Origin of the sequence: Actinosynnema sp. NPDC023794 (assembly GCF_040639675.1) — a bacterium.
Lineage (GTDB): Bacteria > Actinomycetota > Actinomycetes > Mycobacteriales > Pseudonocardiaceae > Actinosynnema > Actinosynnema luteola.
Genome location: NZ_JBFAFR010000008.1, coordinates 298,503 through 319,811, shown reverse-complemented (window position 1 = coordinate 319,811; position 21,309 = coordinate 298,503). Strand labels below are relative to the sequence as shown.

The window sequence follows — 21,309 nt, the reverse complement described above, 5'->3', positions numbered from 1 at the left end:
GTCGAACGTTCAGGACCCCCGAATTCAACGCTCGGGCCCGGCCGGGGCCGACGTGAACGTAGAACTCGGGGGTCCTGAATGTTCGACACGCGGGTCCTGAGTGTTCGACACGCGGGACCTGGAGGTTCGACACGCGCGGGGTCAGGGGTTGGTGATGCGGAGGAGCTTGTCGTCGGTGCCGTTCGAGGTGGTGACGTAGAGGGAGCCGTCGGGGGCCAGTTCGGCGCCGCGCAGGCGGCCGTGGGTGCCGTCCAGTTCGGACGGGATGGCGACCGAGTGCACGCCGCCCTCTTGCGTCACGGTGAAGAGCAGGAGCTTGGCGCCCTTGAGGGCGGTGACGGCCAGGACGCCGTTCAGGGAACCCCAGTGGTCGCCGACCAGGAACGCGGCGTCGCAGATCGCCTCCGTCGGACGGCCGGACGACCACACGGCGGACACGGCGTCGGGGAAGCGCGAGAGGTCCGTCATCGGCACGTCCTCGTCGTACCCGCCGACCGTGCCGCCCTGCGACGGGTCCCAGCCGTAGTTCCCACCGGGCTTGAGCACGTTCACCTCGTCGTCCACCGACGGCCCGTGCTCGGCGGTGAACACCATCCCGTCCTGCCGCACGGCCACGCCCTGCACGTTGCGGTGCCCGTAGGTGTAGATCCGGTCGCCGAACGGGTTGCCCGCCACGCCCTCGCCGGTCGCGAGGTCGATCCGCAACACCTTGCCGCCGAGGCTGGACCGGTCCTGAGCCACGTCGCCCCGCGCGGTGTCACCGGTGCCGACGAGCAGGTTGCCGTCGCGGTCCAGCGCCATCCGGCACCCCGAGTGACGTCCGCTCGACGCCGTCGGCAGCCCCGAGAGCAACGGGTCCTCCACCCTCGTCGCCCTCGTGCCGTCCAGCTCCCACGTCACCAGCCGCACGTCCGAAGACGTGTTGAAGCACGTGGTGAACCGACGGCTGGTCGCGAAGTCGGGGTGCACGACCAGGCTCATCAGCCCGCCCTCGCCCCGCGCCTCCACGTCACCGAGATCCGCCTCGACGTCGGTCACCCGACCGTCCGCGACCAGCGCGATCCGCCCCGGCCGCTGCGGCACGAGCATCCGCCCGTCGGGCAGGAACCCCACGTCCCACGGGTGGCTCAACCCGGACGCGACCACCTCGACCCGCAGCCCCTCCGGCGTGGTCGTCGAGGGGGCGCTGCCGCCGGCGCCCTCCGTCGAACACGCCGCGCACGCGGCCAGCACCGCGGCGAACCCGACAAAGCGACGCATGACGCCCAGCATGCCAACCCCCGTGTGTGCTCCCCGTTCACGCGATCGCCGACGCGACCGGTCACCCACCGGGCATCGGGTACGGCCGTTCCACCGGCAGCAACGCCCGCGCGCCCTCCAGGTCACCGGCACGCACCAGCGCGTGCGCCTCGTGCGCCAACGGCGTCACGTCGGTCAGCCCCACGACCCACTCGTCCACGTACCGCCGCGACGCCTCACCGGCCAGACCCAGCTGCAACGACCGGTGCGGCAGCGCGCCCAGCCGCAGGTTGCGCTCCGGGTCCCACTGCACCCGCACGTCCGGCTTGCGCCCGATCCCCTCGTCGCTCGGCACGGCCGACCGCACCGCCCAGTCGAACCCCGATCGGGTGATTCGCACGGCCAGCACGCACTCCTGGTCCGGCTTCGTCCCCCACCCGGACCGGTACATCATCCACAAGAACGACGGCTTGATCCACGTCATCCGCCCCGGCTTAAACGGCGGCACGAACCGCCCCGCCGCCAAGGCGGGGACGGCGATGGCCGGGGAGTACGCCTGGTACACCGTGATGTGCCGATCGTCGTAGTCGGCCCTGATCTCCCTGTGCTCCACGTACCCAGCGTCACCCCGCGGTCAACCGAAATCACGGGGCACCCGGTCGGCGGGGGCCGTAGGCTGGGAAGTCGAGAACCCCTCCGGTGGACGTGGACGTGTTCGGTCCCGGGCAGGGGTCTGTCCGCGTTCGAAATCCGGGGAGCCACCGCAATGCCCCAGCCCGGCCCGCTGTCCGGCCTGCTGACCGCTGTCCTGCCCGACAAGGCGCTGCGCGCCCTCGCCGACTCGGTCGGCGTGCCCGACCTCGAACTCGAAGGACCGCCGGCGGCCCGGCCGCTGGTCGCGGCGGCCCTGTCCCAGCGCGCGCCCGTCCTCGCGGTCACCGCGACCGGCCGTGAGGCGGACGACCTCAAGGCCGTGCTGTGCGACCTCATCGGCCACGAGCAGGTCGCCCTGTTCCCGTCCTGGGAGACGCTGCCGCACGAACGGCTCTCGCCCCGGGCCGACACGGTCGGCGCCCGGCTGGAGGTGCTGCGCCGCCTGGCCCACCCCGGCGAGCACCCGCTCAAGGTCGTCATCACCACGGTCCGCAGCCTCATCCAGCCGATGGCCCCCGGCCTCGGCGACCTCGAACCGGTGCACCTGGCCGTCGGCTCGGAGCACGACTTCGAGGCGCTGCTGGTCAACCTGACCGAGATCGCCTACACCCGCGTCGACATGGTCGAGAAGCGCGGCGAGTTCGCGGTCCGCGGCGGCATCCTGGACATCTTCCCGCCGACCGCCGTGCACCCGCTGCGGGTCGAGTTCTGGGGCGACGAGGTCAGCGAGATCCGCCCCTTCGCGGTCGCCGACCAGCGGTCGCTGCCGGAGGAGGTCGGCGGGTTCATCGCGCCGCCGTGCCGCGAGCTGCTGCTGACCGCGCAGGTCAAGGCCAAGGCCGCCGCGCTGGCCGAGGAGCACACGGCCGACGCCCACCTGCACGAGCTGCTGACCAAGATCGCCGAGGGCATCCCGTCGGAGGGCATGGAAGCCCTCATCCCTGCCCTGTGCGAAGGCGAGCTGCAGCTCCTCACCGACGTCGTCCCCGCGGGCACGCACGTCGTGCTCAACGACCCGGAGAAGATCCGGGCCCGCGCCGCGGACCTCGTGCGCACCGGCCAGGAGTTCCTGGAAGCGTCCTGGATGGCCGCGGCGGGCGGCGGGCAGAGCCCCATCGACCTGGACTCCAGCGCCTACCACAGCCTCGCCGACGTGGCCCGGTCCGCGCGGGAGCAGGGCCGGCCGTGGTGGACGCTCAGCCAGCTCACCACCGAGGGCGAGGACGTCGTCCGGCTGGAGCTCAAGCAGGTCGAGGCCTACCAGGGCGACATCGACCGGGCGTTCACCGACCTGCGCGCCCACACCGTCTCCGGCGGCACGGCGGTCCTCGTCGTCCCCGGCGCCGGCACGGCCCAGCGCGCCACCGAGCAGCTGCGCGAAGCCGACGTGAACGTGGTGCTCCGGGAGACCCTGGACACCGCGCCGAAGAAGGGCGCGGTCACCGTCGTGCGCGGCGCGCTGGAGGACGGCTTCTCGCTGCCCGAGCTGGCCCTGGTCGTGCTCACCGAGACCGACCTCACCGGCGGCCGGCACGGCACGTCCACCAAGGACATGCGCCGCATGCCCAGCCGCCGCCGCAACGCGGTGGACCCGCTGGCCCTGCGGCCCGGCGACTACGTCGTGCACGAGCAGCACGGCATCGGCAAGTACGTCGAGATGGTCCAGCGCACGGTGGCCGGCGCGACCCGCGAGTACCTGGTCCTGGAGTACGGCTCCAGCAAGCGCGGCCAGCCCGGCGACCGGCTGTTCGTGCCCACCGACCAGCTCGACGAGATCTCCCGCTACGTCGGCGGCGAGCTGCCCACGCTGAACAAGCTCGGCGGCAGCGACTGGAAGAACACCAAGGCCAAGGCGAAGAAGGCGGTCAAGCAGATCGCCGCCGAGCTGGTCCAGCTCTACGCCGCGCGCCAGGCCGCGCCCGGGCACGCGTTCGCGCCCGACACGCCGTGGCAGCGCGAGCTGGAGGACGCCTTCCCGTTCACCGAGACCCTCGACCAGATGGCCGCGATCGACGAGGTCAAGGCCGACATGCAGCGCACCGTGCCGATGGACCGGGTGATCTGCGGCGACGTCGGCTACGGCAAGACCGAGATCGCGGTGCGGGCGGCGTTCAAAGCGGTGCAGGACGGCAAGCAGGTCGTGGTGCTCGTGCCGACCACCCTGCTCGCCCAGCAGCACCTGAACACGTTCACCGAGCGGATGCGCGCGTTCCCGGTGAACATCAAGGGCCTGTCCCGGTTCACCGACGCCCAGGAGGCCGAGCAGACGATCACCGGCCTGGCCGAGGGCGAGGTCGACATCGTCATCGGCACGCACCGGTTGCTGCAGAAGAGCCTGCGCTACAAGGACCTCGGCCTCGTGATCGTGGACGAGGAGCAGCGGTTCGGCGTCGAGCACAAGGAGCACATCAAGGCCCTGCGCACGCACGTGGACGTGCTCACCATGTCCGCCACGCCGATCCCGCGCACCCTCGAGATGTCGCTGGCCGGCATCCGCGAGATGTCCACCATCCTCACCCCGCCCGAGGAGCGGCACCCGATCCTGACCTACGTCGGCTCCTACGACGACAAGCAGGTCGCCGCCGCCATCCGCCGCGAGCTGCTGCGCGACGGCCAGGTGTTCTTCGTGCACAACCGCGTGTCCTCGATCGAGCGCGCCGCCCGGCACATCCGCGAGCTGGTCCCCGAGGCCCGCGTGATCACCGCGCACGGCCAGATGAACGAGGACAAGCTGGAGAAGATCATCCAGGGCTTCTGGGAGAACGAGTACGACGTGCTCGTCTGCACCACCATCGTCGAGACCGGCTTGGACATCTCCAACGCCAACACCCTCATCGTCGAGCGCGGCGACCTGCTCGGCCTCGCCCAGCTGCACCAGTTGCGCGGACGCGTCGGCCGCGGCCGGGAACGCGGCTACGCCTACTTCCTCTACCCGCCCGAGGCGCCGCTGACCGAGACCGCGCACGACCGCCTCGCCACGATCGCGCAGAACACCGAGCTCGGCGCGGGCATGGCGGTGGCCATGAAGGACCTGGAGATCCGCGGCGCGGGCAACATCCTCGGCGCCGAGCAGTCCGGCCACATCGCGGGCGTCGGCTTCGACCTGTACGTGCGGCTGGTCGGCGAGGCCGTCGAGGCGTTCCGCAAGCACGCCGGCGCGGACGGCGAGGTCGAGGAGGAGCTGGCCGAGGTCCGCGTCGACCTGCCCGTCGACGCGCACATCCCGCACGACTACGTGCCCGGCGAGCGGCTCCGGCTGGAGGCGTACCGCAAGATCGCCGCCGCGAGCGACGCCGAGGCGTTGCAGTCGGTGTGGGACGAGCTGAAGGACCGCTACGGCACCCCGCCGCTGCCCGTCGAACGGCTGCTCGCGGTGGCCCGGTTCCGGCAGACGTGCCGCGCGCACGGCGTCACCGAGGTCGCCACCCAGGGCCAGACGATCCGCTTCGCGCCGCTGGAGCTGAAGGACAGCCAGCTCGTGCGGCTGCGCCGGCTGTTCCCCAAGGCGGTCCACAAGCAGGCCGCGCACACCGTCAGCGTGCCCCGGCCGACGGAGGGCGCGGCCGGCGGCCGGGTGGGCGCACCCCAGCTGCGTGACCAGGAATTGCTGGATTGGTGCGCGCACTTCCTGGAGTCTTTGGCGGGGACTCCCGTGAGCGGCGTCACGAGGACGTGAGAAGGTACTGGTCGTGAGGACTGTGCAGAGGCGCTTCACCCTGATCGGCGCGGCGGTGGCACTCCTGGTCGCGGGCTGCGGCACGGGGCCGAGCCACGTCGGCTCGGCCGCGATCGTCGGCGACACCGTGCTGCCGCTGCAGCAGGTGCAGCAGCGGCTGGACGTCGTGCTCAAGAAGGAGCCCGAGGCCCAGAAGCTGCACGACCAGCGCAAACTCGACCAGGTCGCCCGGCAGCTGGTGACCCTGGGCGTGCAGCACGAGCTGATCGAGCAGGCGGCCCGGCGCGAGGGCGTGACCGTGTCCGAGGAGGACGTGACCGAGTCGGTCGAGCAGGCCGGCGGCGCGGAACTGGCCTCGCAGAACACCGTGTACGACGCCGCGACGTTCCGCGAGCGGGCCAAGGACCAGCTGCTGCTGGTCGAGCTGGCGCGCAAGTACGTGGACCGGATGGAAGTCACGTTCGACTACTTCTTCACCAAGGACAACGCGGACGCGATCGCGAAGGCCAAGCAGGTCGCGGCCGACCCGGCGAAGATGGCCGAGTTCGTGGCCGACGCTCCGGCGGGCACCCAGGGCCAGACCCTGTCCAAGGAGGGCCAGCGGGTGCGGTCGGCCGAGTCGCCGCAGGCCGCCCAGTCGCCGTTGTTCGGCGTGCCGGCGGGCACCGTGGTGGCGTTCGCGCCGGACCCGAGCAGCGCGCAGTGGATCGTGGCCTACGTGACCGACCGCAAGACCGACGTGCGGGCGTCCGGCGAGTCGTCCACCGAGCAGCTGACGCCGCAGGTGCTGGAGCAGATCGGCCTGCGGCTCGTGCAGACGCTGGCCGGCGACCCCGAGATCCAGGTCAACCCCCGTTACGGCCTGTGGGACGGCACCGCCATCTCGCTGGCGGCGAGCGAGGGCGAGCTGAGCGGCTACCAGGCGCCGGTGCGGCAGAAGTCGTCGTGACCGTTGTCGTCGTAGGCGCCACCCCGGTTCTGCCCGCCGCCGCGCTACCCGCTCTGCGGGGCGCGGCGGCGGTGTACGCGGGGGAGGGCGTGGACGCGGCGCTGTGGTCGGCCGAGCCGGTGTCGGAGCTGGTCGCGGGCCCGTCGCTGGTGCTGATCACCACGAACCCGGACGAGCCCGCCGCGCGGGAGCTGATCTCGGCGGGGTCCGACGTGATCCGCACGCCGGCCGTGCCGCTGCTGGACGCGGCGGCCGTGATGGACCGCCTGCGTTCGCCCGGCGGTTGCCCGTGGGACGCCGAGCAGGACCACAAGTCCCTGCGCCAGTACCTGGTCGAGGAGACCTACGAGCTGCTGGAGGCCATCGAGGACGGCGACCGGGCGGCGCTGCGCGAGGAGCTGGGCGACGTGCTGCTCCAGGTGCTGTTCCACGCGCGGATCGCGGCGGAGGACGCCGAGGAGCCGTTCGGCATCGACGAGGTGGCGGGCGACCTGGTGGCCAAGCTGGTCGGACGGCACCCGCACGTGTTCGCAGGCGACGACCCGGCCGTGCACGACGCGACGTCCCAGCAGCACCGGTGGGAAGAGCTCAAGCAGGTCGAGAAGCAGCGCGAGTCCAGTGTGGACGGCGTGGCGAGCGGGCAGCCCGCGGTGGCGCTGGCGGGGAAGCTGGCGCAGCGGGTGGCGCGGGCCGGGTTCCCGGTGGACCTGCTCCCGGAGGGCGACGACACCGGCACGACGCTGTTCGCGGTGGCGGCGCTGGCGAAGCTGGCCGGTGAGGACCCGGAGACGGAGCTGCGCGCGGTGGCGCGGCGGTTCGAGGCGAACGTGCGCGCGGCGGAGCGGTCGGCCCGCGCGGCGGGGCTCACCACCCTGACCGCCGCCGACTGGCGTGCCCACTGGCCCTCGTGACGCGCTGCGACCGCTGTGGTGCGACGGCCTGCGCTACGGCGTGAACCGCAGCACGGCGGCCACGTCGGTGGCCGTGCGGCTCTGCGACGTGCGCTGCTCGAACACCTCGTGCCACTCGCGCAGCCGGTCCGCGTTCACCTCGTCGAGCACTTCGCGGGCGGCGGCCACCAGGGCGCCGTCGGCCGCCGCGGAGCGCTCGCCGGAGCCGGCACGACGCTCGTCGGCGCGAGGTGCGGGTAGCTGCACACCGACCGGAAGATGCTGTTCAACGGCTCCACGGCGGCCAGCACCAGCGGCACGTCGCCACCCGCGAGGACCGGCCGCAGCGCCTGGTCGACCTTCCGGGCGAACTGCCGCATCCGCACCTTCTGCCCCTCGCTGCCCTGGAGCCTGCGGACGGGCGCGCGGTCCGCGATGGACGACTTGCCGACCGCGCTCGCGACGTCGCTCGGCATGTCCGGCACCTTCACCTCGTCCGCGGGCAGGTCGTGCAGGACCTTCAGCAGCCGCACGGAGCCCTGCGCCAGCACCAGCAGGAAAGCCGCCTGCGGGAACGTGATGGACCGCAGCAGCGGCTTGACGTGGAACCGGTCCGACACCTCGACGGCCGTGGTGAGGTGGTTGGGCAGCCGGAACGTGGTCAGCGACTCGGGCGTGGCGAACACCGCGAGGCCGCGCGCCTGGAAGCGCCAGAACTCGTCGTCCTCGACGAGGTCGGCGACCTGGTCCTCGATCGCCTCCACCGCGTCCCGGCCGACACCGCCCGAGCGGAGCTGGTCCGCCGCCGCGTCGCCGAGGTTGCGCAGCTCGATCCGCTCCTCGTCGCCGGGCGACTCCGGTCGCGTCGGCAGGTACAGCGACACGCCGGCCGCTGTCCGGGTCGTCAACAGGCGCGTGACCTGGTCACGCGTGGGGATGTCGGTGTGCAGCGTCATGGTGGCGCCTCCTCGCGGCCGTCACAGCGGGTGCTGGGACGGGTCCGGGGACCCCGCGCGGTGGCGACGTGCCGGTGGCGGCGCGGTCGGGGCACCCCCGTCCGGTTGGGCCGAACCGGTGATCACCGCGCCATCCGCCGCCGATGCCGCGGGCCACCCGGCCGGGGCACGTGGGGCGGGGGTGATCGGAGCGCTAACGTCGAAGAGGTGACCGAGGCCTACCTCCGCTTCCCGCACCTGCACGGCAACCTCGTGACCTTCGTGGCCGAGGACGACGTGTGGCTGGCCCCCCTCGACGGCGGCCGGGCCTGGCGGGTGACCGCCGACCAGGTGCCCGTCTCCTTCCCGCGCTTCGACCCGACCGGAACCCGGTTGGCCTGGACCAGCCGCCGCGACGGCGCGCCCGAGGTCCACCTGGCCCCGGTGGACGGCGGCGAGGCCACCCGGCTCACCTACTGGGGCGACTACTCCACGGGCGTGCGCGGCTGGACGTCCGACGGCGAGGTCGTCGCCGTCACGTCCACCGGCCAGGCGACCACGAACCGGCAGTGGGCGCACGCCGTGCCCACCGACGGCGGCCCGCCGCGACGGCTGCCGTACGGCTGGGTGGACGACGTGGCGTTCGGCCCGTCCGGGCAGGTGGTCGTGACCTCCGTGTACGGCCGCGACCCGGCCTGGTGGAAGCGCTACCGGGGCGGCGCGGCGGCCAAGCTGTGGGTCGACGTGGACGGTGAGGGGGAGTTCGCGCGCATCCTGCCCGAGCTGACCTCGTCGTTGACCTCGCCGATGTGGATCGGGGACCGGATCGCGTTCCTGTCCGACCACGACGGCGTCGGCAGCCTGTACTCCGCGCTGCCCGACGGGTCGGACCTGCGGCGGCACACCGAGCAGGAGTTCTACGCTCGGGTCGCGTCGAGCGACGGCGAGCGGATCGTCTGGCAGCACGCGGGCGAGGTGTGGGTCCTGGACGGCCTGGAGGCCGAGCCGCGGAAGTTGGAGATCGCGCTCGGCGGACCCCGCACGGCGCGCAGGCCGCGGCCGGTGCCGTCGCGGCCCGACGACTTCCACCCCGACAAGACCGGCCGCGGGAGCGTGGTCGAGGTGCGCGGCACCGTGCACTGGGTGACCCACCGGGACGGTCCGGTGCGCGCGTTGGCCGAGCAGCCCGGTGTCCGCGCCAGGCTGCCGCGCGTCGTCGGCGACAACGTGGTGTGGGTGACCGACGCGGATGGCGAGGAGGGCCTGGAGTTCTCCCCGATCGGCGGCGTGGAGCCCGGCAACGAGCCGCGCCGGGTCGCGGTCGGCAAGCTCGGGCGGGTGCTGGAGCTGGCCGTCTCACCGGACGGGCGCAGGCTCGCCGTGGCCACGCACGACGGTCGGCTGCTGCTGGTCGACGTCGAGTCCGGCGAGGTGCGCGAGGTGCTGAAGGGCGCGAACCCCCACGTCAGCGACCTGGCGTTCTCCCCGGACGCCAACTGGCTCGCCTGGTCGCACCCCGGTCCGCGCCCGTTGCAGCACATCCGGATGACCAACACCACCGACCTGTCCGTGGTGGACGTGACGCCGCTGCGGTTCTCCGACTTCTCGCCGACGTTCACCGAGGACGGCCGCTACCTGGCGTTCCTGTCGGTGCGCAGCTTCGACCCGGTGTACGACGCGCACGTGTTCGACCTGTCGTTCCCGACCGGTTGCCGTCCCTACCTGCTGCCGCTGGCCGCGACCACGCCGTCGCCGTTCGACCCGCTGCGCCTCGGCCGGCCCGTGGGCGACGACTCGTCGGAGAAGGACAAGGAGAAGGACGACGAGAACCCGATCACGGTCGTCGACCTGGACGGGCTGGCCGACCGGGTGGTGACGGTGCCGGTCGCCGCCGCCCGCTACGCCGGCCTGACCGCCGCCAAGGGCGGGCTGCTGTGGTTGCGGTCGCCGTTGCGCGGTGTGCTCGGCGACAACCTGGCGAGCCCGACGGCCCGGCCGCCGAGGTCCGTCCTGGAGCGGTTCGACCTGGTCAAGTCGCGCACGGAGACGCTGGTGGACGGCGTCGACGCGTTCGACGTGACCGGCGACGGGCAGCGGGTGGTCGTGCAGGACGGCAGTGACCTGCGGGTGGTGCCGGCGGACCGGAAGGTCGACTCCGACGACCACGACTCGGTGGACGTCGACCTGTCCCGGGTTCGGGTGGTGGTGGACCGGGCGGCCGAGTGGCGGCAGGCGTACGCCGAGGCCGGGCGGCTGATGCGCGACCACTTCTGGCGCACCGACATGGGTGGCGTCGACTGGGCGGGCGTGCTGGAGCGCTACCGGCCGCTGGTGGACCGGCTCGGCAGCTACAACGACCTGGTCGACCTGCTGTGGGAGGTGCAGGGCGAGTTGGGCACGTCGCACGCCTACGTCATCCCGGCGCACGGGTCGCGCGGGCGTGCCGTGGGGTTGCTCGGGGCCGACCTGGAGCGGGACGAGGCGGGCGCGTGGCGGATCGCGCGGGTGATCCCGGGCGAGACGTCGGATCCGGCGGCGAGGTCGCCGTTGGCGGCTCCCGGTGTCGCGGTGCGGGCCGGTGACGCGATCGTGGCGGTCGACGGGCGGCAGGTGGACCCGTTGACCGGGCCGGCGCCGCTGCTCGTCGGCACGGCGGGCAAGCCGGTGGAGCTGACCGTGCGGCCCGGCGGCGGTGGCGAGCCGCGCCGGGTCGTGGTCGTGCCGCTGGAGGACGACGAGCCGTTGCGCTACCACGCGTGGGTGGCGGACCGGCGGGCGCGCGTGCACTCGCTGACCGACGGGCGGGTCGGGTACCTGCACGTGCCGGACATGATGGGCGCGGGCTGGGCGCAGCTGCACCGCGACCTCCGGGTGGAGCTGGCGCGTGAGGCCGTGGTGCTGGACGTGCGGGAGAACGGCGGCGGGCACACGTCCGAGCTGGTGGTGGAGAAGCTGGGCAGGCGGATCATCGGCTGGTCGGTGGCGCGCGGGTACACCACGGCCGACAGCTACCCCGGCGACGCGCCGCGCGGACCGGTGGTCGCGATCGCGGACGAGTTCGCCGGGTCCGACGGCGACATCGTGAACGTGGCGATCAAGGAGATGGGCATCGGGCCGGTCGTCGGCACCCGCACGTGGGGTGGGGTGATCGGCATCGACATGCAGTACCACCTGGTCGACGGGACGTTGGTGACGCAGCCCCGGTACGCGACGTGGTTCGCCGGGCCGGGGTGGGGCGTGGAGAACCACGGCGTCGACCCGGACGTCGAGGTGGTGGTCACGCCGCAGGACCGGGTGGCCGGGCGCGACCCGCAGTTGGACGCGGCGGTGCGGCTGGCCCTGGAGGCGTTGGAGGAGCGGCCGGCGGCCGCTCCGCCGGAGCTCCCGCCCCTCACCTGATCGAGTTCACCCGGGCGTGTGACGGCGTGGTGGTTGCGGCCGGTGGCCCGAAACCGACCAATGGGTACCACGCAAGATCGGGACCGGGGGGCGGGGTAACGGGTGAGTCATCGTGAGTCGCCGCGCAGTGGGCGCGGGTGCCTGACGGCGGTCGTGGTGCTGCCGCTGGCGGCGGTCGGCGGGGTGGCGGCGCTGGTGCTGACGTTCGGTCAGCCGGCGCCGCCACCGTCGGGCCAGGCGCCCCCGTCCGGCCGCCAGACCTGGGTCAGCGTCCGCACCCAGGCCCCACCCGTCCTGCTGCCGGACTGGACCGAGACCACCACCACCCCGCCGCCTCCGCCGACGCCGGCCCCGTCACCGGACCCCTCCCCGTCCGCGGACCGCCGCGCCCTGCACCAACCGCAGCTCCCACCGCCCACCACGACGCGCGCCGTCACCGCCCGCGCCCGAACCGGCGCCGAACTCCTCCCACACCCGTCCCCGTCACCCACTCCCACCACTCCGACTCCCACCTCGCCCTCACCCGCCCCCACCACCTCGCCCTCACCCGACCCCTCAACCCCGACCCCGACCCCACTCCCGCCAGACCCGACCACCACCACCGCACCACCACCGCCGCCGACCACCACCCGGCGTGAGTCCCACGTTCAGAACGCGTGAGTCCTACGTCCAGGACCCCCGAATTCAACGCTCAGCACACGCCGAACCGGCCCCGTCGCTTGGAATCCCAGCGGTGTTCGGGCGTCTGACCGGCGGTTTCGGGCTGTGCCGGCGGCGAGACCGCCCGGGTACTCGAGTTCAGCACGTAGCCTGGGGCGGTGGTCGTTCCGCCGCCGTCCAAGACCGAGTCGCGCCCGCCGTCGCGCGGCCGTGCCGGCAACCTCGCCGGACGCCTGGCGCTGGTGTTGTTGCTGCTGGCGTTCGTGGCCGGGGGAGCCTGGGCCCTGAGCACGTTCAACCGGTCCGCGCCCCGGACCGCCGCCGACCCGCCCTTCCCGGTGCCGTTCCTCGAAGTCCAACCGGGCGCCGCCGCGCCGGGCTCGGCGGGTGACGTGCCGGCGGGCGAACCGCAGGCGTCACCGGCCGCCGCGGGCGACGCCGAACCGCTGACCGCGTGGGCGACGGCGTTGTCGGAGAAGACCGACATCCCGGTCCGCGCCCTGCGCGCGTACGCCGTCGCCGACCTGGTGATGCGGTCGCAGAACCCGGCGTGCCGGGTGTCGTGGGCGACGCTGGCCGGCATCGGCCGCATCGAGTCGCACCACGGCACGATCGGCGGCCTCCGCCTCGGCGAGGACGGCCGGCCCTCACGCCCGATCATCGGCATCCCGCTGGACGGCTCACCGGGCGTGAAGGCGATCGCGGACAGCGACGGCGGCGCGCTCGACGGCGACACCCGCTGGGACCGCGCGGTCGGCCCGATGCAGTTCATCCCGACCACGTGGGCCCGCTACGCGGTGCGCGCGAACGGCGACGGCCGGACCCCCGACCCGCAGAACATCGACGACGCCGCCCTCGCCGCCGCCCGCTACCTGTGCTCGGGTGGACGTGACCTGGGCACGGGCGAGGGGTGGTGGACGGCCGTGCTGGCCTACAACAACTCGACCGAGTACGGCCAGAACGTCTACAGCGGAGCCGACGCCTACGCCCGCGCCAGCATCGGCGGCTGACCCGTCAGGTCGACCGGTCGGATCGACCCGTCAGGCGCGCACGGGCGGGTCGACGGTCAGGCCCAGCTCCGGCAGGCCGAGCCAGTCGAGCTCGACCGACGCCCCGGCCGCGCGCGCGGCCAGGTCCAGCCGCACGCGGTACACGCTGAGCAGCAGGGCTTGCAGGGAGTCGACGCCGAACGCCGCGCCGACGGCCTCGTCGCCGAGCCCGAGGACCTGGTGGGGGCAGCACCAGTCGCCGTTCGCGCTGAGCGGGTCCGGGTGGGGCGTCCCGATTTTGATCACGACCACCGTGCGGGCGCCGTCGCGGGCCACGCACTCCAGCCGACGTTCGGCCACCACCGGCCCGAGCTCGTACGCCGTCATCGGTCCCGCTCCACCGCGAGACGGGCGCTGACCTCGCCCAACGCCTCCTGGTACTCCGGTGACGGGTTCATCGCCGCCGCCATCCGCAGCTGCGCCAGCGCCTCGGGCAACCGGCTCTGCCGCTGCAACGTCCGACCGAGCGCGAACCTCGCGTAGTGGTCACTGGGGTCCAGGTCGAGCACCTTCCGGAACGCCGCCTCGGCGCGCTTGAGCTGGGCCGAACCCAGGTAGGCCCGACCCGCGAGCAGCTGCACGCCCACCTGGTCCGGCGCTGCTTCGAGCACGACTCGCAGCTCGCGCAGCGCCTCCAGCGGTCGGCGGTCCGCGAGCAGCGCCTCGGCTCGGCGGAACGCCTCGAAGGTGCTGTCCGTCATGGTTCGATCAACGCTACCCGGCCATCCGGCCGGCACACGACAGCCGACCGGATGACGGGATCGGTGTGTCACGCCACGAGAGCGCCGTGCAGCCGGTCGAGCACCGGCATGATCGACAGCGGTCGCTCCACGTGGGCGTTGTGACCCACCCCGGGCAGCACCACCCCACCCGCCTGCTCCGCGAGCAGGTGATCCGGCGGGCACATCCCGTCGTCCTCGCCCGCCGCCAGCACCACGGGTGCCTTCGCCACCGCCAGCAGCCCCGCCACGTCGGGCGCGCCGACCCCGAACGCGGCCGGGTCCAGCGCCGCCCGCCAGCCCCCGTCCACCTCGACCACGCCGTCCTCCAACGGCACGCCGGCCAGCTTCGACGCCCACGCCGACGCCTCCTCGCGCGTCGGGAACACCCGCGCGGGCTTCGCGGCCAGCGAGGCGGCCCGCGCCAGCTCCTCCGCCGTCCACCGCAGCTTGACCCCGAGCGCGCCGACCGCCCGCACGTCCACCCCGAACCACCCGCTGGCCAGCGTCAACGCGACCACGCCGCCCAACGAGTGCCCGAGCACCGCCACCGGCCCCGAACCGACCGCGGCGGCCACCGACGCCGCCAACGACCCGAACGAGTACCGCGCCGCGGGCTCCGACCGACCGTGACCGGGCAGGTCGACCGCCAACCACGCCCCCGGCCAGGCCGCCGCGGCCCCACGCCACACCGACCCGGTCGCGCCGAGCCCGTGCAGCAGCACCAGCAGCGGTCCGTCCCCACCCCGCGCCACGTGAACCACGCGTGCACCGTCCTAACGTCGACGAGTCCGATCCGGATCCGGACCATTGTCCGGTCACCGCGCGCATCGCGAACGTCGCCTGGCCGGCCGTCGCCCGGGCGAACGGCAGGCGAACGCCGCTCGAACAGGCGAGCCGGGGCCGTCCCACACCTTGCACCAACTAGGCTCGGCACCGATACACAGATGGTCTGACGAGGGAGCGCACGTGGCGGTCATCGAGCAGGTCGGCGCCCGCGAGATCCTGGACTCGCGAGGAAACCCGACCGTCGAGGTAGAGGTGGCGTTGGACGACGGCACGCTGGAGCGCGCCGCGGTTCCGTCCGGCGCGTCGACCGGCGAGCACGAGGCGGTCGAGCTGAGGGACGGCGACGCCAAGCGCTACCTGGGCAAGGGCGTCGAGCGCGCGGTCACGGCGGTGCTCGACGAGATCGGTCCCGAACTGGTCGGCATCGAGGCCGTCGAGCAGCGGGTGGTCGACCAGAAGCTGGTCGACCTGGACGGCACGCCGGACAAGTCCCGCCTGGGCGCGAACGCCATCCTCGGCGTCTCGCTCGCGGTGGCGAAGGCGGCGGCGGCCTCCAGCGGCCTGGAGCTGTTCCGGTACATCGGCGGCCCGAACGCGCACGTGCTGCCGGTGCCGATGCTGAACATCCTCAACGGTGGCGCGCACGCCGACACCGACGTGGACATCCAGGAGTTCATGATCGCGCCGATCGGCGCGGAGACCTTCCGCGAGGCGCTGCGCTGGGGCGCCGAGACCTACCACGCGCTGAAGTCGGTGCTGAAGTCCAAGGGCCTGGGCACGGGCCTGGGCGACGAGGGCGGCTTCGCGCCGTCCCTGTCGAGCAACCGCGACGCGCTGGACCTGATCCTGGTCGCGATCGAGAAGGCGGGCTTCACGCCCGGCCGCGACATCGCGCTGGCCCTGGACGTGGCCGCCACGGAGTTCTACGCCGACGGCGCCTACACGTTCGAGAAGACCAAGCGCAGCGCCGAGCAGATGACCGGCTACTACACCGAACTGGTCGACGCCTACCCGATGGTGTCGATCGAGGACCCGCTGTCCGAGGACGACTGGGACGGCTGGGTGCAGATGACCGCCGAGCTGGGCGAGCGCGTGCAGATCGTCGGCGACGACCTGTTCGTGACCAACCCGGAGCGGCTCGAGGAGGGCATCTCCCGCCGCGCGGCCAACGCGCTGCTGGTGAAGGTCAACCAGATCGGCACGCTGTCCGAGACGCTGGACGCGGTCGCGCTGGCCACGTCCTACGGCTACAAGTCGATGATGTCGCACCGGTCCGGCGAGACCGAGGACACCACGATCGCCGACCTGGCCGTGGCCGTCGGCGCCGGCCAGATCAAGACCGGTGCGCCCGCCCGCGGCGAGCGCACCGCGAAGTACAACCAGCTCCTGCGCATCGAGGAGGCCCTGGGCGACGCCGCGCGCTACGCCGGCGACCTGGCCTTCCCGCGGTACACGCCGGAGAGCTGATGGCACGACGGGAACGGGAACCCCGGCGTGGTCGCGAGGCCACGCCGAGGTCCCGCCCTGCGCGGGCGCAGGCCCGTGACGGCCAGGCCCGCAAGGGTGAGGCCCGCAAGCCCGAACCGCGCACGGGCCGGGCCGACGGGACGCCGCGCACCACCCGGCCGGCGGCGCGCAAGCCGCAGTCGAGGGCGCGGACGAGGGCGGGCGCGGGCACGGGCGGCGCGTTCGGCATGACCGGCACGCGGCGGGCCGCGTTGCTGGCGATGGTGGTGTGCGCGTTGGCGTTGAGCATCGCCGTGCCGCTGCGGACGTACCTGGCGCAGCGCGAGGAGCTGCGCGAGGTCACCGCGTCGCAGGAGACGCTGCGCGCCGAGGTCGGGCAGTTGGAGCAGCGCAAGCGGGAACTGGCCGACCCGGCGCACGTGGAGGCCGAGGCCCGGCGCAGGCTGCACTACGTGCGGCCCGGCGAGACGCCGTACATCGTGCAGCTCCCCGGTGACGCGGAGCGTGAACTGGACCAACAGCGACCGGAGACCAAACCGGCCGAGGACAAGGCGTGGTACGAGCAGTTGTGGGATTCGGCGGCGGCACGATGACGGTGAGCGACGAGGACCGGGCGGCGGTCGAGGCGCAGTTGGGCCGCGCGCCGCGGGGGATGCGCGAGGTGGCCGCGCGCTGCCCCAGCGGGCACCCGGCGGTCGTGCAGACCAGTCCCCGGCTGGAGGACGGCACGCCGTTCCCGACCCTGTACTACCTGACCTGCTCCCGGTTGAACTCCTACGTCAGCAGGCTCGAGGGCGCCGGGCTGATGAAGGAGATGACCGACCGGTTGGCCGCGGATGAACAGTTGGCCGAACGCTACCTCCGGGCGCACGAGAGGTACTTGGCTGAGCGGGACGCGATCGAACCGCTCGGCACGACCGTCACCGCCGGTGGCATGCCGACCCGGGTCAAGTGCCTGCACGTGCACGTGGCGCACTCGCTGGCCGTCGGCCGGGGCGTGAACCCGTTCGGCGACGAGGCGCTCGACCTGCTCGCGCAGTGGTGGCCGAGCGGGGAATGCGCGTCAAAGGTGAAAAACTGACCGTCCGGGCAGTTCTTCGGGCACAAAGGTCGACCGTGCCCGTGACACCGCCGTTCGGATCAGGCAGGCTGGTCAGCAGGCCGGGTGACGAGTCGATGGGGAGTTCGTGGCTGTGCCGAAGTCGAAGCGTCGGGGGCGGAAGCGGACCAAGGTCCATCCGGGCACGATGACGCCTCGGCAATGGGGCTTCGCCGCCACCGCGACCGCCGCGATGCTCGTGCCGGCGCTGCTGCACACGGCCGCGCCGATGGACTGGTTCTCCCTCACCGACCGCGCCGACGTCGAAGCCGTGCCGCCCGGTCCGGGCGACGTGCTGGGCACGCTCGCGCTGGACGCCGAGGGCAAGCTCGGCGCCACCGGACGGCTGCCCGAGACCGACGAGCTGAGCGCGGCGCTGCTGGCCGACGCCGACGACCCGTCCGAGTTCGAGGACGACCTGCCCCCGTTGGAGGGCGGCTTCCTGCGCGAGGGCCAGCACGGCATCCCCGGCGTCATGCTCGACGCGTACATGCGCGCGGCCGACCGGCTGGGGCGGACCACGCCCGGCTGCAAGCTGGACTGGCCGCTGCTGGCGAGCATCGGCCGCATCGAGTCCGGGCACGCCCGCGGCGGCCGGGTCACCGAGAGCGGCACCACGGTCGAACCGATCGTGGGTCCCGTGCTCGACGGCTCGCCCGGCGTGGCCGCGATCCGCGACACCGACGGCGGCCGGTTCGACGGCGACCGCACCTGGGACCGGGCCGTCGGCCCGATGCAGTTCATCCCGTCCACGTGGGCCGGTTACGCGGCCGACGGCAACGAGGACGGCGACCGGAACCCGAACAACATCTACGACGCCACCATCGGCGCGGGCAACTACCTGTGCGCGAACAACGCGGACGTGAGCGATCCGGTGCAGCGCGCGCGTTCGGTGTTCCGCTACAACCAGTCCAACGAGTACGTCGCCACGGTGCTGTACTGGGCGGACGTGTACGCCAGCGGCGTGCCGGTGCTGCCGGACATCATCGGCTCGGACGACGACTTCGGGCCCGAACCGGGCAACGGCACCACCCCGTCGGACAACAACAACGCCTCGCCGCCCGGCACCACGACGCCGCCGTCCTCCGGCACGTCGAACCCGACGACGACGTCGACCACGACGACGACCCGGCCCGGCGTGACGATCACGTTCACCCCGACCGTGCCGACGAGTCCTACGACGACGACGCCGACGTGCCCCACGCCGCCGACGGAGACGACGACCAGCACGCCGACGACTACGCCGACCACGACGCCGTCGATCCCGCCCGGCTGCCCCACGCCGACCACCACCACGACGACGACCATCACCACGACCGAGGCGCCCGCGACCACGCCCGCCGAGACGACCTCGGCCGGCACGGCGCCCGGCAGCACTTCCGGTGGGACGTCTGGCGGCACGTCGAGCGGCACGTCCTCAAGCGGTTCAGGTCCGACCTACCCGACGTCGTCGTCCATGCGGGCCACCTGAGAGCCACGTCCGACCTGACCGGGCGCCGACGGCGAACCCGCACTTCGCTTAACGGATTAAGGCGGGCGTCTTCGCAACGTTTCGAGAATCGTTGACAACGTCGTGGAGCCGGTCGAACACTACCGGCACCGGCAGATCGCATCCGCCGGTCCGGTCACCCGCCGTGTCTCGGTGATCAGGTCGTCGGGCCGCACGACGACCGACCGAGCCCGCCGCGGCGCACGACCCCGGCGTGCGGCGCCGCCATCCCCGCCGCCGGTTCGAGCAGGCTCGCCGAGTGCTGTCCCGCTGCCTCAACGAGGAGGAAGCATGCCCGTGGACCACGCCGCCGGTCGCCCGACCAGCCGCGAGGGGTTCCGCCGCGGCGCCCGCGCTTCCCGGCGTTGAGGCAACCCGAATCCCCTTCACCCGCGATGCCCTGAGCCGCCACCCCGATAACGGCCCCACCTGATGGCGGGCAGAAAGACCATGCGCAGATACAGGTTCAGATCCTTATCGGCAGTGGCGGTCGCCGCGGTCGGCGTGGGCAGCACGGTGTTCGTGGCGCAAGCCGCCGGGACGGGCTGCGGCGTCACCTATTCCGTCCCCTCGCAGTGGAACAACGGCTTCACCGCGAACGTGAGCGTGACGAACCTGGGCGATCCGATCAGCTCGTGGACGCTGACCTGGAGCTTCGCCTCCGGTCAGCAGGTCACCCAGGCGTGGAACGCCACCGCGACCCAGAGCGGCGCCCAGGTGACCGCGCGCGGCGTCAGCCACAACGCCAACCTCGCGACCGGCGCCACCGCGACGTTCGGCTTCAACGGCTCGTGGAGCGGCAGCAACCCGGCGCCGACCTCGTTCGCCCTCAACGGCACCGCGTGCACCGGCGCGCCGGTGACCACCACGACGTCCTCGCCGACCAGCGGGCCGACGTCGACCACGTCCGTGCCGCCGACCGACAACCCCGCGTGGGGCAAGTCGCTGCCGCCGGCGGACGCGCGGACGCGCATGGCGTACGACATCGTCGTGTCGGAGAGCGGAAGCGGCTACACGCCGAAGGCCGGCGAGTGCTCGCGCGAGATCCACGCCCGGTACTGGGCGTACGGTCCGGACGGCAAGGTCTACCCGACGTGGCACCCGCCGCGCGACGCGAGCGGCTGCGCGTTCGGCCACGAGCACGGCGACGACCCGCGCACCTCGGACCTGTTCGCCGACGCGAAGTGGCCGTACTTCGGCTACACCAGCGAAGTGATGATGTCGAGCAACCCCGGTGGCGCGCACCGGCACGAGGACCACGTCGGCCGCAAGGTCCTCGCGGTCGACGACCCGAACGTCATCCAGGGCGACAACGGGACGAGCTTCTTCCCGCCGCAGGGCGCCACGATCGCCACGTGCGACGTCCTGCTGAAGTTCCACCAGGGCACGCACTCGCCGGACGCGTTCACCAACAACGTGCACGAGCTGGTCTACAACAACAAGTGCACGCACCGGGACGACAACCAGGTCACCGAGGCCAGGTTCGCCGCGTTGATCCCGAACGGTCGTCCGGGCGGCTTCGGCGCGACCGACTGCCCCGGCCCGTTCAACAACAAGTTCACCAACGTCGGTCCGGCCATCCCGGCGGACTCGCCGTCCGACACGCGCTCGCTCGGCCGGCTCATCACCGACGCCTCGTGCGTCCAGGCCATCCGCGAGGGCAAGACGCACTTCGAGGTCATCACCGGGACCGAGGTGCCGTTCGACACGAACGACCTGCACGAGTTCTGGTTCTCCGACGTCACGATCAGGACTTCGCAGCTGTCGTTCACCATCCAGCCGCTGTTCTACGTGCTGAACCCGGCGCGCTACTACGACGCCTCGAAGCCGAACAAGCTGGCCCGCCACGTCGACCTCTGCTACGAGGGCATCCGGGGCGACTACTGCAACACGGTCCGGCGGATCACCGAGCAGACCGGTCAGCGGGTGGCGTGGGACGACCCGCGCTCGCCGTTCAAGGGCACGTTGCGGGAGTTCCGGGCGGGCGGCTTCGCACTGCGCAACTCCGGCCCGACCACTGTGCACACGGATGTGCACGGCCGGAACGCGTCCACCACGCCGTTCAACGGCTCGATCAAGCAGTACTTCTCCGGCAACCACGCCGAGCAGACCGTGTTCGTGCGTGGGGCGACGAGGGACTACGCGGCCAACTCCGCCGACCAGATCCACGCGCCGAACTGATCGGGGACCGGGCGGGCGCTCGCAGCCGATCACTCAGCGAGCGCCCGCTCGCACCCTTGCTTGTCGAAAGCTTCACAAGCTCGTCCTCGCCGGACGGGCAGATCAGCGGGTGTC

Annotated in this window: 17 protein-coding genes; 10 read left to right on the top strand and 7 right to left on the bottom strand. The window is 72.8% G+C overall.

Annotated features, from left to right (window positions below):
* Positions 1-141 precede the first annotated feature (141 nt).
* Both AB0H12_RS20380 and AB0H12_RS20375 read right to left on the bottom strand, forming a co-directional pair.
* The gene (locus tag AB0H12_RS20380; protein ID WP_499624416.1) at positions 142-1,260 is read right to left on the bottom strand and encodes a PQQ-dependent sugar dehydrogenase; all 1,119 of its coding nucleotides are present in this window, start codon (positions 1,258-1,260) and stop codon (positions 142-144) included.
* Positions 1,261-1,321: 61 nt separating this feature from the next.
* Positions 1,322-1,852 (bottom strand): DUF4291 domain-containing protein, encoded by a 531-nt coding sequence (locus AB0H12_RS20375; RefSeq protein ID WP_499624415.1) that lies wholly within the window; start codon positions 1,850-1,852, stop codon positions 1,322-1,324.
* 153 nt (positions 1,853-2,005) lie between these two features.
* Here AB0H12_RS20375 and mfd point away from each other — a divergent pair, with 153 nt between their 5' ends.
* Genes mfd through AB0H12_RS20360 form a run of 3 tightly spaced genes read left to right on the top strand, consistent with a single transcriptional unit; the run spans position 2,006 to position 7,429 of the window.
* A complete protein-coding gene (gene mfd / locus AB0H12_RS20370; RefSeq protein ID WP_499624414.1) occupies positions 2,006-5,569 on the top strand; it encodes a transcription-repair coupling factor in 3,564 nt (1,187 codons plus the stop codon).
* A gap of 13 nt (positions 5,570-5,582) precedes the next feature.
* Positions 5,583-6,518 (top strand): SurA N-terminal domain-containing protein, encoded by a 936-nt coding sequence (locus AB0H12_RS20365; RefSeq protein WP_499624413.1) that lies wholly within the window; start codon positions 5,583-5,585, stop codon positions 6,516-6,518.
* Positions 6,515-7,429 carry a nucleoside triphosphate pyrophosphohydrolase gene (locus AB0H12_RS20360; protein ID WP_499624412.1) on the top strand — a complete coding sequence of 305 codons (915 nt, stop codon included), beginning with the start codon at positions 6,515-6,517 and terminating at the stop codon, positions 7,427-7,429. The genes AB0H12_RS20365 and AB0H12_RS20360 overlap by 4 nt, the downstream gene beginning before the upstream one ends.
* 33 nt (positions 7,430-7,462) lie before the next feature.
* On the opposite strand, the gene AB0H12_RS20355 is transcribed toward AB0H12_RS20360, so the two are convergent.
* Both AB0H12_RS20355 and AB0H12_RS20350 read right to left on the bottom strand, forming a co-directional pair.
* Positions 7,463-7,597: a hypothetical protein gene (locus tag AB0H12_RS20355; RefSeq protein ID WP_499624411.1), complete on the bottom strand. Its 135-nt coding sequence runs from the start codon at positions 7,595-7,597 to the stop codon at positions 7,463-7,465.
* Positions 7,564-8,364 (bottom strand): baeRF11 domain-containing protein, encoded by an 801-nt coding sequence (locus tag AB0H12_RS20350; protein WP_499624410.1) that lies wholly within the window; start codon positions 8,362-8,364, stop codon positions 7,564-7,566. Before AB0H12_RS20350 ends, AB0H12_RS20355 begins: the two co-directional genes overlap by 34 nt.
* A 207-nt stretch (positions 8,365-8,571) precedes the next feature.
* On the opposite strand from AB0H12_RS20350, the gene AB0H12_RS20345 reads away from it, so the two are divergent.
* Both AB0H12_RS20345 and AB0H12_RS20340 read left to right on the top strand, forming a co-directional pair.
* Positions 8,572-11,742, top strand: coding sequence for a S41 family peptidase (locus tag AB0H12_RS20345; protein ID WP_499624409.1), 3,171 nt, complete (start codon positions 8,572-8,574; stop codon positions 11,740-11,742).
* Positions 11,743-12,560: 818 nt separating this feature from the next.
* Positions 12,561-13,412, top strand: a complete 852-nt coding sequence (locus AB0H12_RS20340) for a lytic transglycosylase domain-containing protein (protein ID WP_499624408.1) — start codon at positions 12,561-12,563, stop codon at positions 13,410-13,412.
* A 30-nt stretch (positions 13,413-13,442) separates the two neighbouring features.
* On the opposite strand, the gene AB0H12_RS20335 is transcribed toward AB0H12_RS20340, so the two are convergent.
* The 3 genes from AB0H12_RS20335 to AB0H12_RS20325 all read right to left on the bottom strand — a co-directional run bounded on the left by AB0H12_RS20335 (position 13,443) and on the right by AB0H12_RS20325 (position 14,934).
* Positions 13,443-13,778: a DUF6968 family protein gene (locus AB0H12_RS20335; RefSeq protein WP_499624407.1), complete on the bottom strand. Its 336-nt coding sequence runs from the start codon at positions 13,776-13,778 to the stop codon at positions 13,443-13,445.
* Positions 13,775-14,152: a tetratricopeptide repeat protein gene (locus AB0H12_RS20330; protein WP_499624406.1), complete on the bottom strand. Its 378-nt coding sequence runs from the start codon at positions 14,150-14,152 to the stop codon at positions 13,775-13,777. The genes AB0H12_RS20335 and AB0H12_RS20330 overlap by 4 nt, the downstream gene beginning before the upstream one ends.
* A gap of 68 nt (positions 14,153-14,220) precedes the next feature.
* Positions 14,221-14,934 (bottom strand): alpha/beta fold hydrolase, encoded by a 714-nt coding sequence (locus AB0H12_RS20325; protein WP_499624405.1) that lies wholly within the window; start codon positions 14,932-14,934, stop codon positions 14,221-14,223.
* A 205-nt stretch (positions 14,935-15,139) separates the two neighbouring features.
* Between AB0H12_RS20325 and eno the strand changes: the two genes are divergently transcribed.
* From eno to AB0H12_RS20300, 5 genes are all read left to right on the top strand, one after another.
* Entirely contained in the window at positions 15,140-16,426 is a 1,287-nt protein-coding gene (gene eno / locus AB0H12_RS20320) for a phosphopyruvate hydratase (protein WP_123744164.1), read from the top strand.
* Positions 16,426-17,019 carry an FtsB family cell division protein gene (locus tag AB0H12_RS20315; protein ID WP_499624404.1) on the top strand — a complete coding sequence of 198 codons (594 nt, stop codon included), beginning with the start codon at positions 16,426-16,428 and terminating at the stop codon, positions 17,017-17,019. Before eno ends, AB0H12_RS20315 begins: the two co-directional genes overlap by 1 nt.
* The gene (locus AB0H12_RS20310; protein ID WP_499624426.1) at positions 17,016-17,507 is read left to right on the top strand and encodes a DUF501 domain-containing protein; all 492 of its coding nucleotides are present in this window, start codon (positions 17,016-17,018) and stop codon (positions 17,505-17,507) included. Before AB0H12_RS20315 ends, AB0H12_RS20310 begins: the two co-directional genes overlap by 4 nt.
* 166 nt (positions 17,508-17,673) lie before the next feature.
* Positions 17,674-18,996, top strand: a complete 1,323-nt coding sequence (locus AB0H12_RS20305; RefSeq protein ID WP_499624403.1) for a lytic transglycosylase domain-containing protein — start codon at positions 17,674-17,676, stop codon at positions 18,994-18,996.
* A 501-nt stretch (positions 18,997-19,497) separates the two neighbouring features.
* On the top strand, positions 19,498-21,195 hold the full coding sequence (locus AB0H12_RS20300) for a cellulose-binding domain-containing protein (protein ID WP_499624402.1): 1,698 nt from the start codon (positions 19,498-19,500) through the stop codon (positions 21,193-21,195).
* Positions 21,196-21,309: the final 114 nt, after the last annotated feature.

Excerpts from the sequence above, each read along its gene's own strand:
- AB0H12_RS20380 (WP_499624416.1), bottom strand. The coding sequence starts at position 1,260 with ATGCGTCGCTTTGTCGGGTTCGCCGCGGTGCTGGCCGCGTGCGCGGCG.
- mfd (WP_499624414.1), top strand. The coding sequence starts at position 2,006 with ATGCCCCAGCCCGGCCCGCTGTCCGGCCTGCTGACCGCTGTCCTGCCC.
- AB0H12_RS20350 (WP_499624410.1), bottom strand. The coding sequence starts at position 8,364 with ATGACGCTGCACACCGACATCCCCACGCGTGACCAGGTCACGCGCCTG.
- AB0H12_RS20335 (WP_499624407.1), bottom strand. The coding sequence starts at position 13,778 with ATGACGGCGTACGAGCTCGGGCCGGTGGTGGCCGAACGTCGGCTGGAG.
- AB0H12_RS20330 (WP_499624406.1), bottom strand. The coding sequence starts at position 14,152 with ATGACGGACAGCACCTTCGAGGCGTTCCGCCGAGCCGAGGCGCTGCTC.
- AB0H12_RS20315 (WP_499624404.1), top strand. The coding sequence starts at position 16,426 with ATGGCACGACGGGAACGGGAACCCCGGCGTGGTCGCGAGGCCACGCCG.
- AB0H12_RS20310 (WP_499624426.1), top strand. The coding sequence starts at position 17,016 with ATGACGGTGAGCGACGAGGACCGGGCGGCGGTCGAGGCGCAGTTGGGC.
- AB0H12_RS20305 (WP_499624403.1), top strand. The coding sequence starts at position 17,674 with ATGACGCCTCGGCAATGGGGCTTCGCCGCCACCGCGACCGCCGCGATG.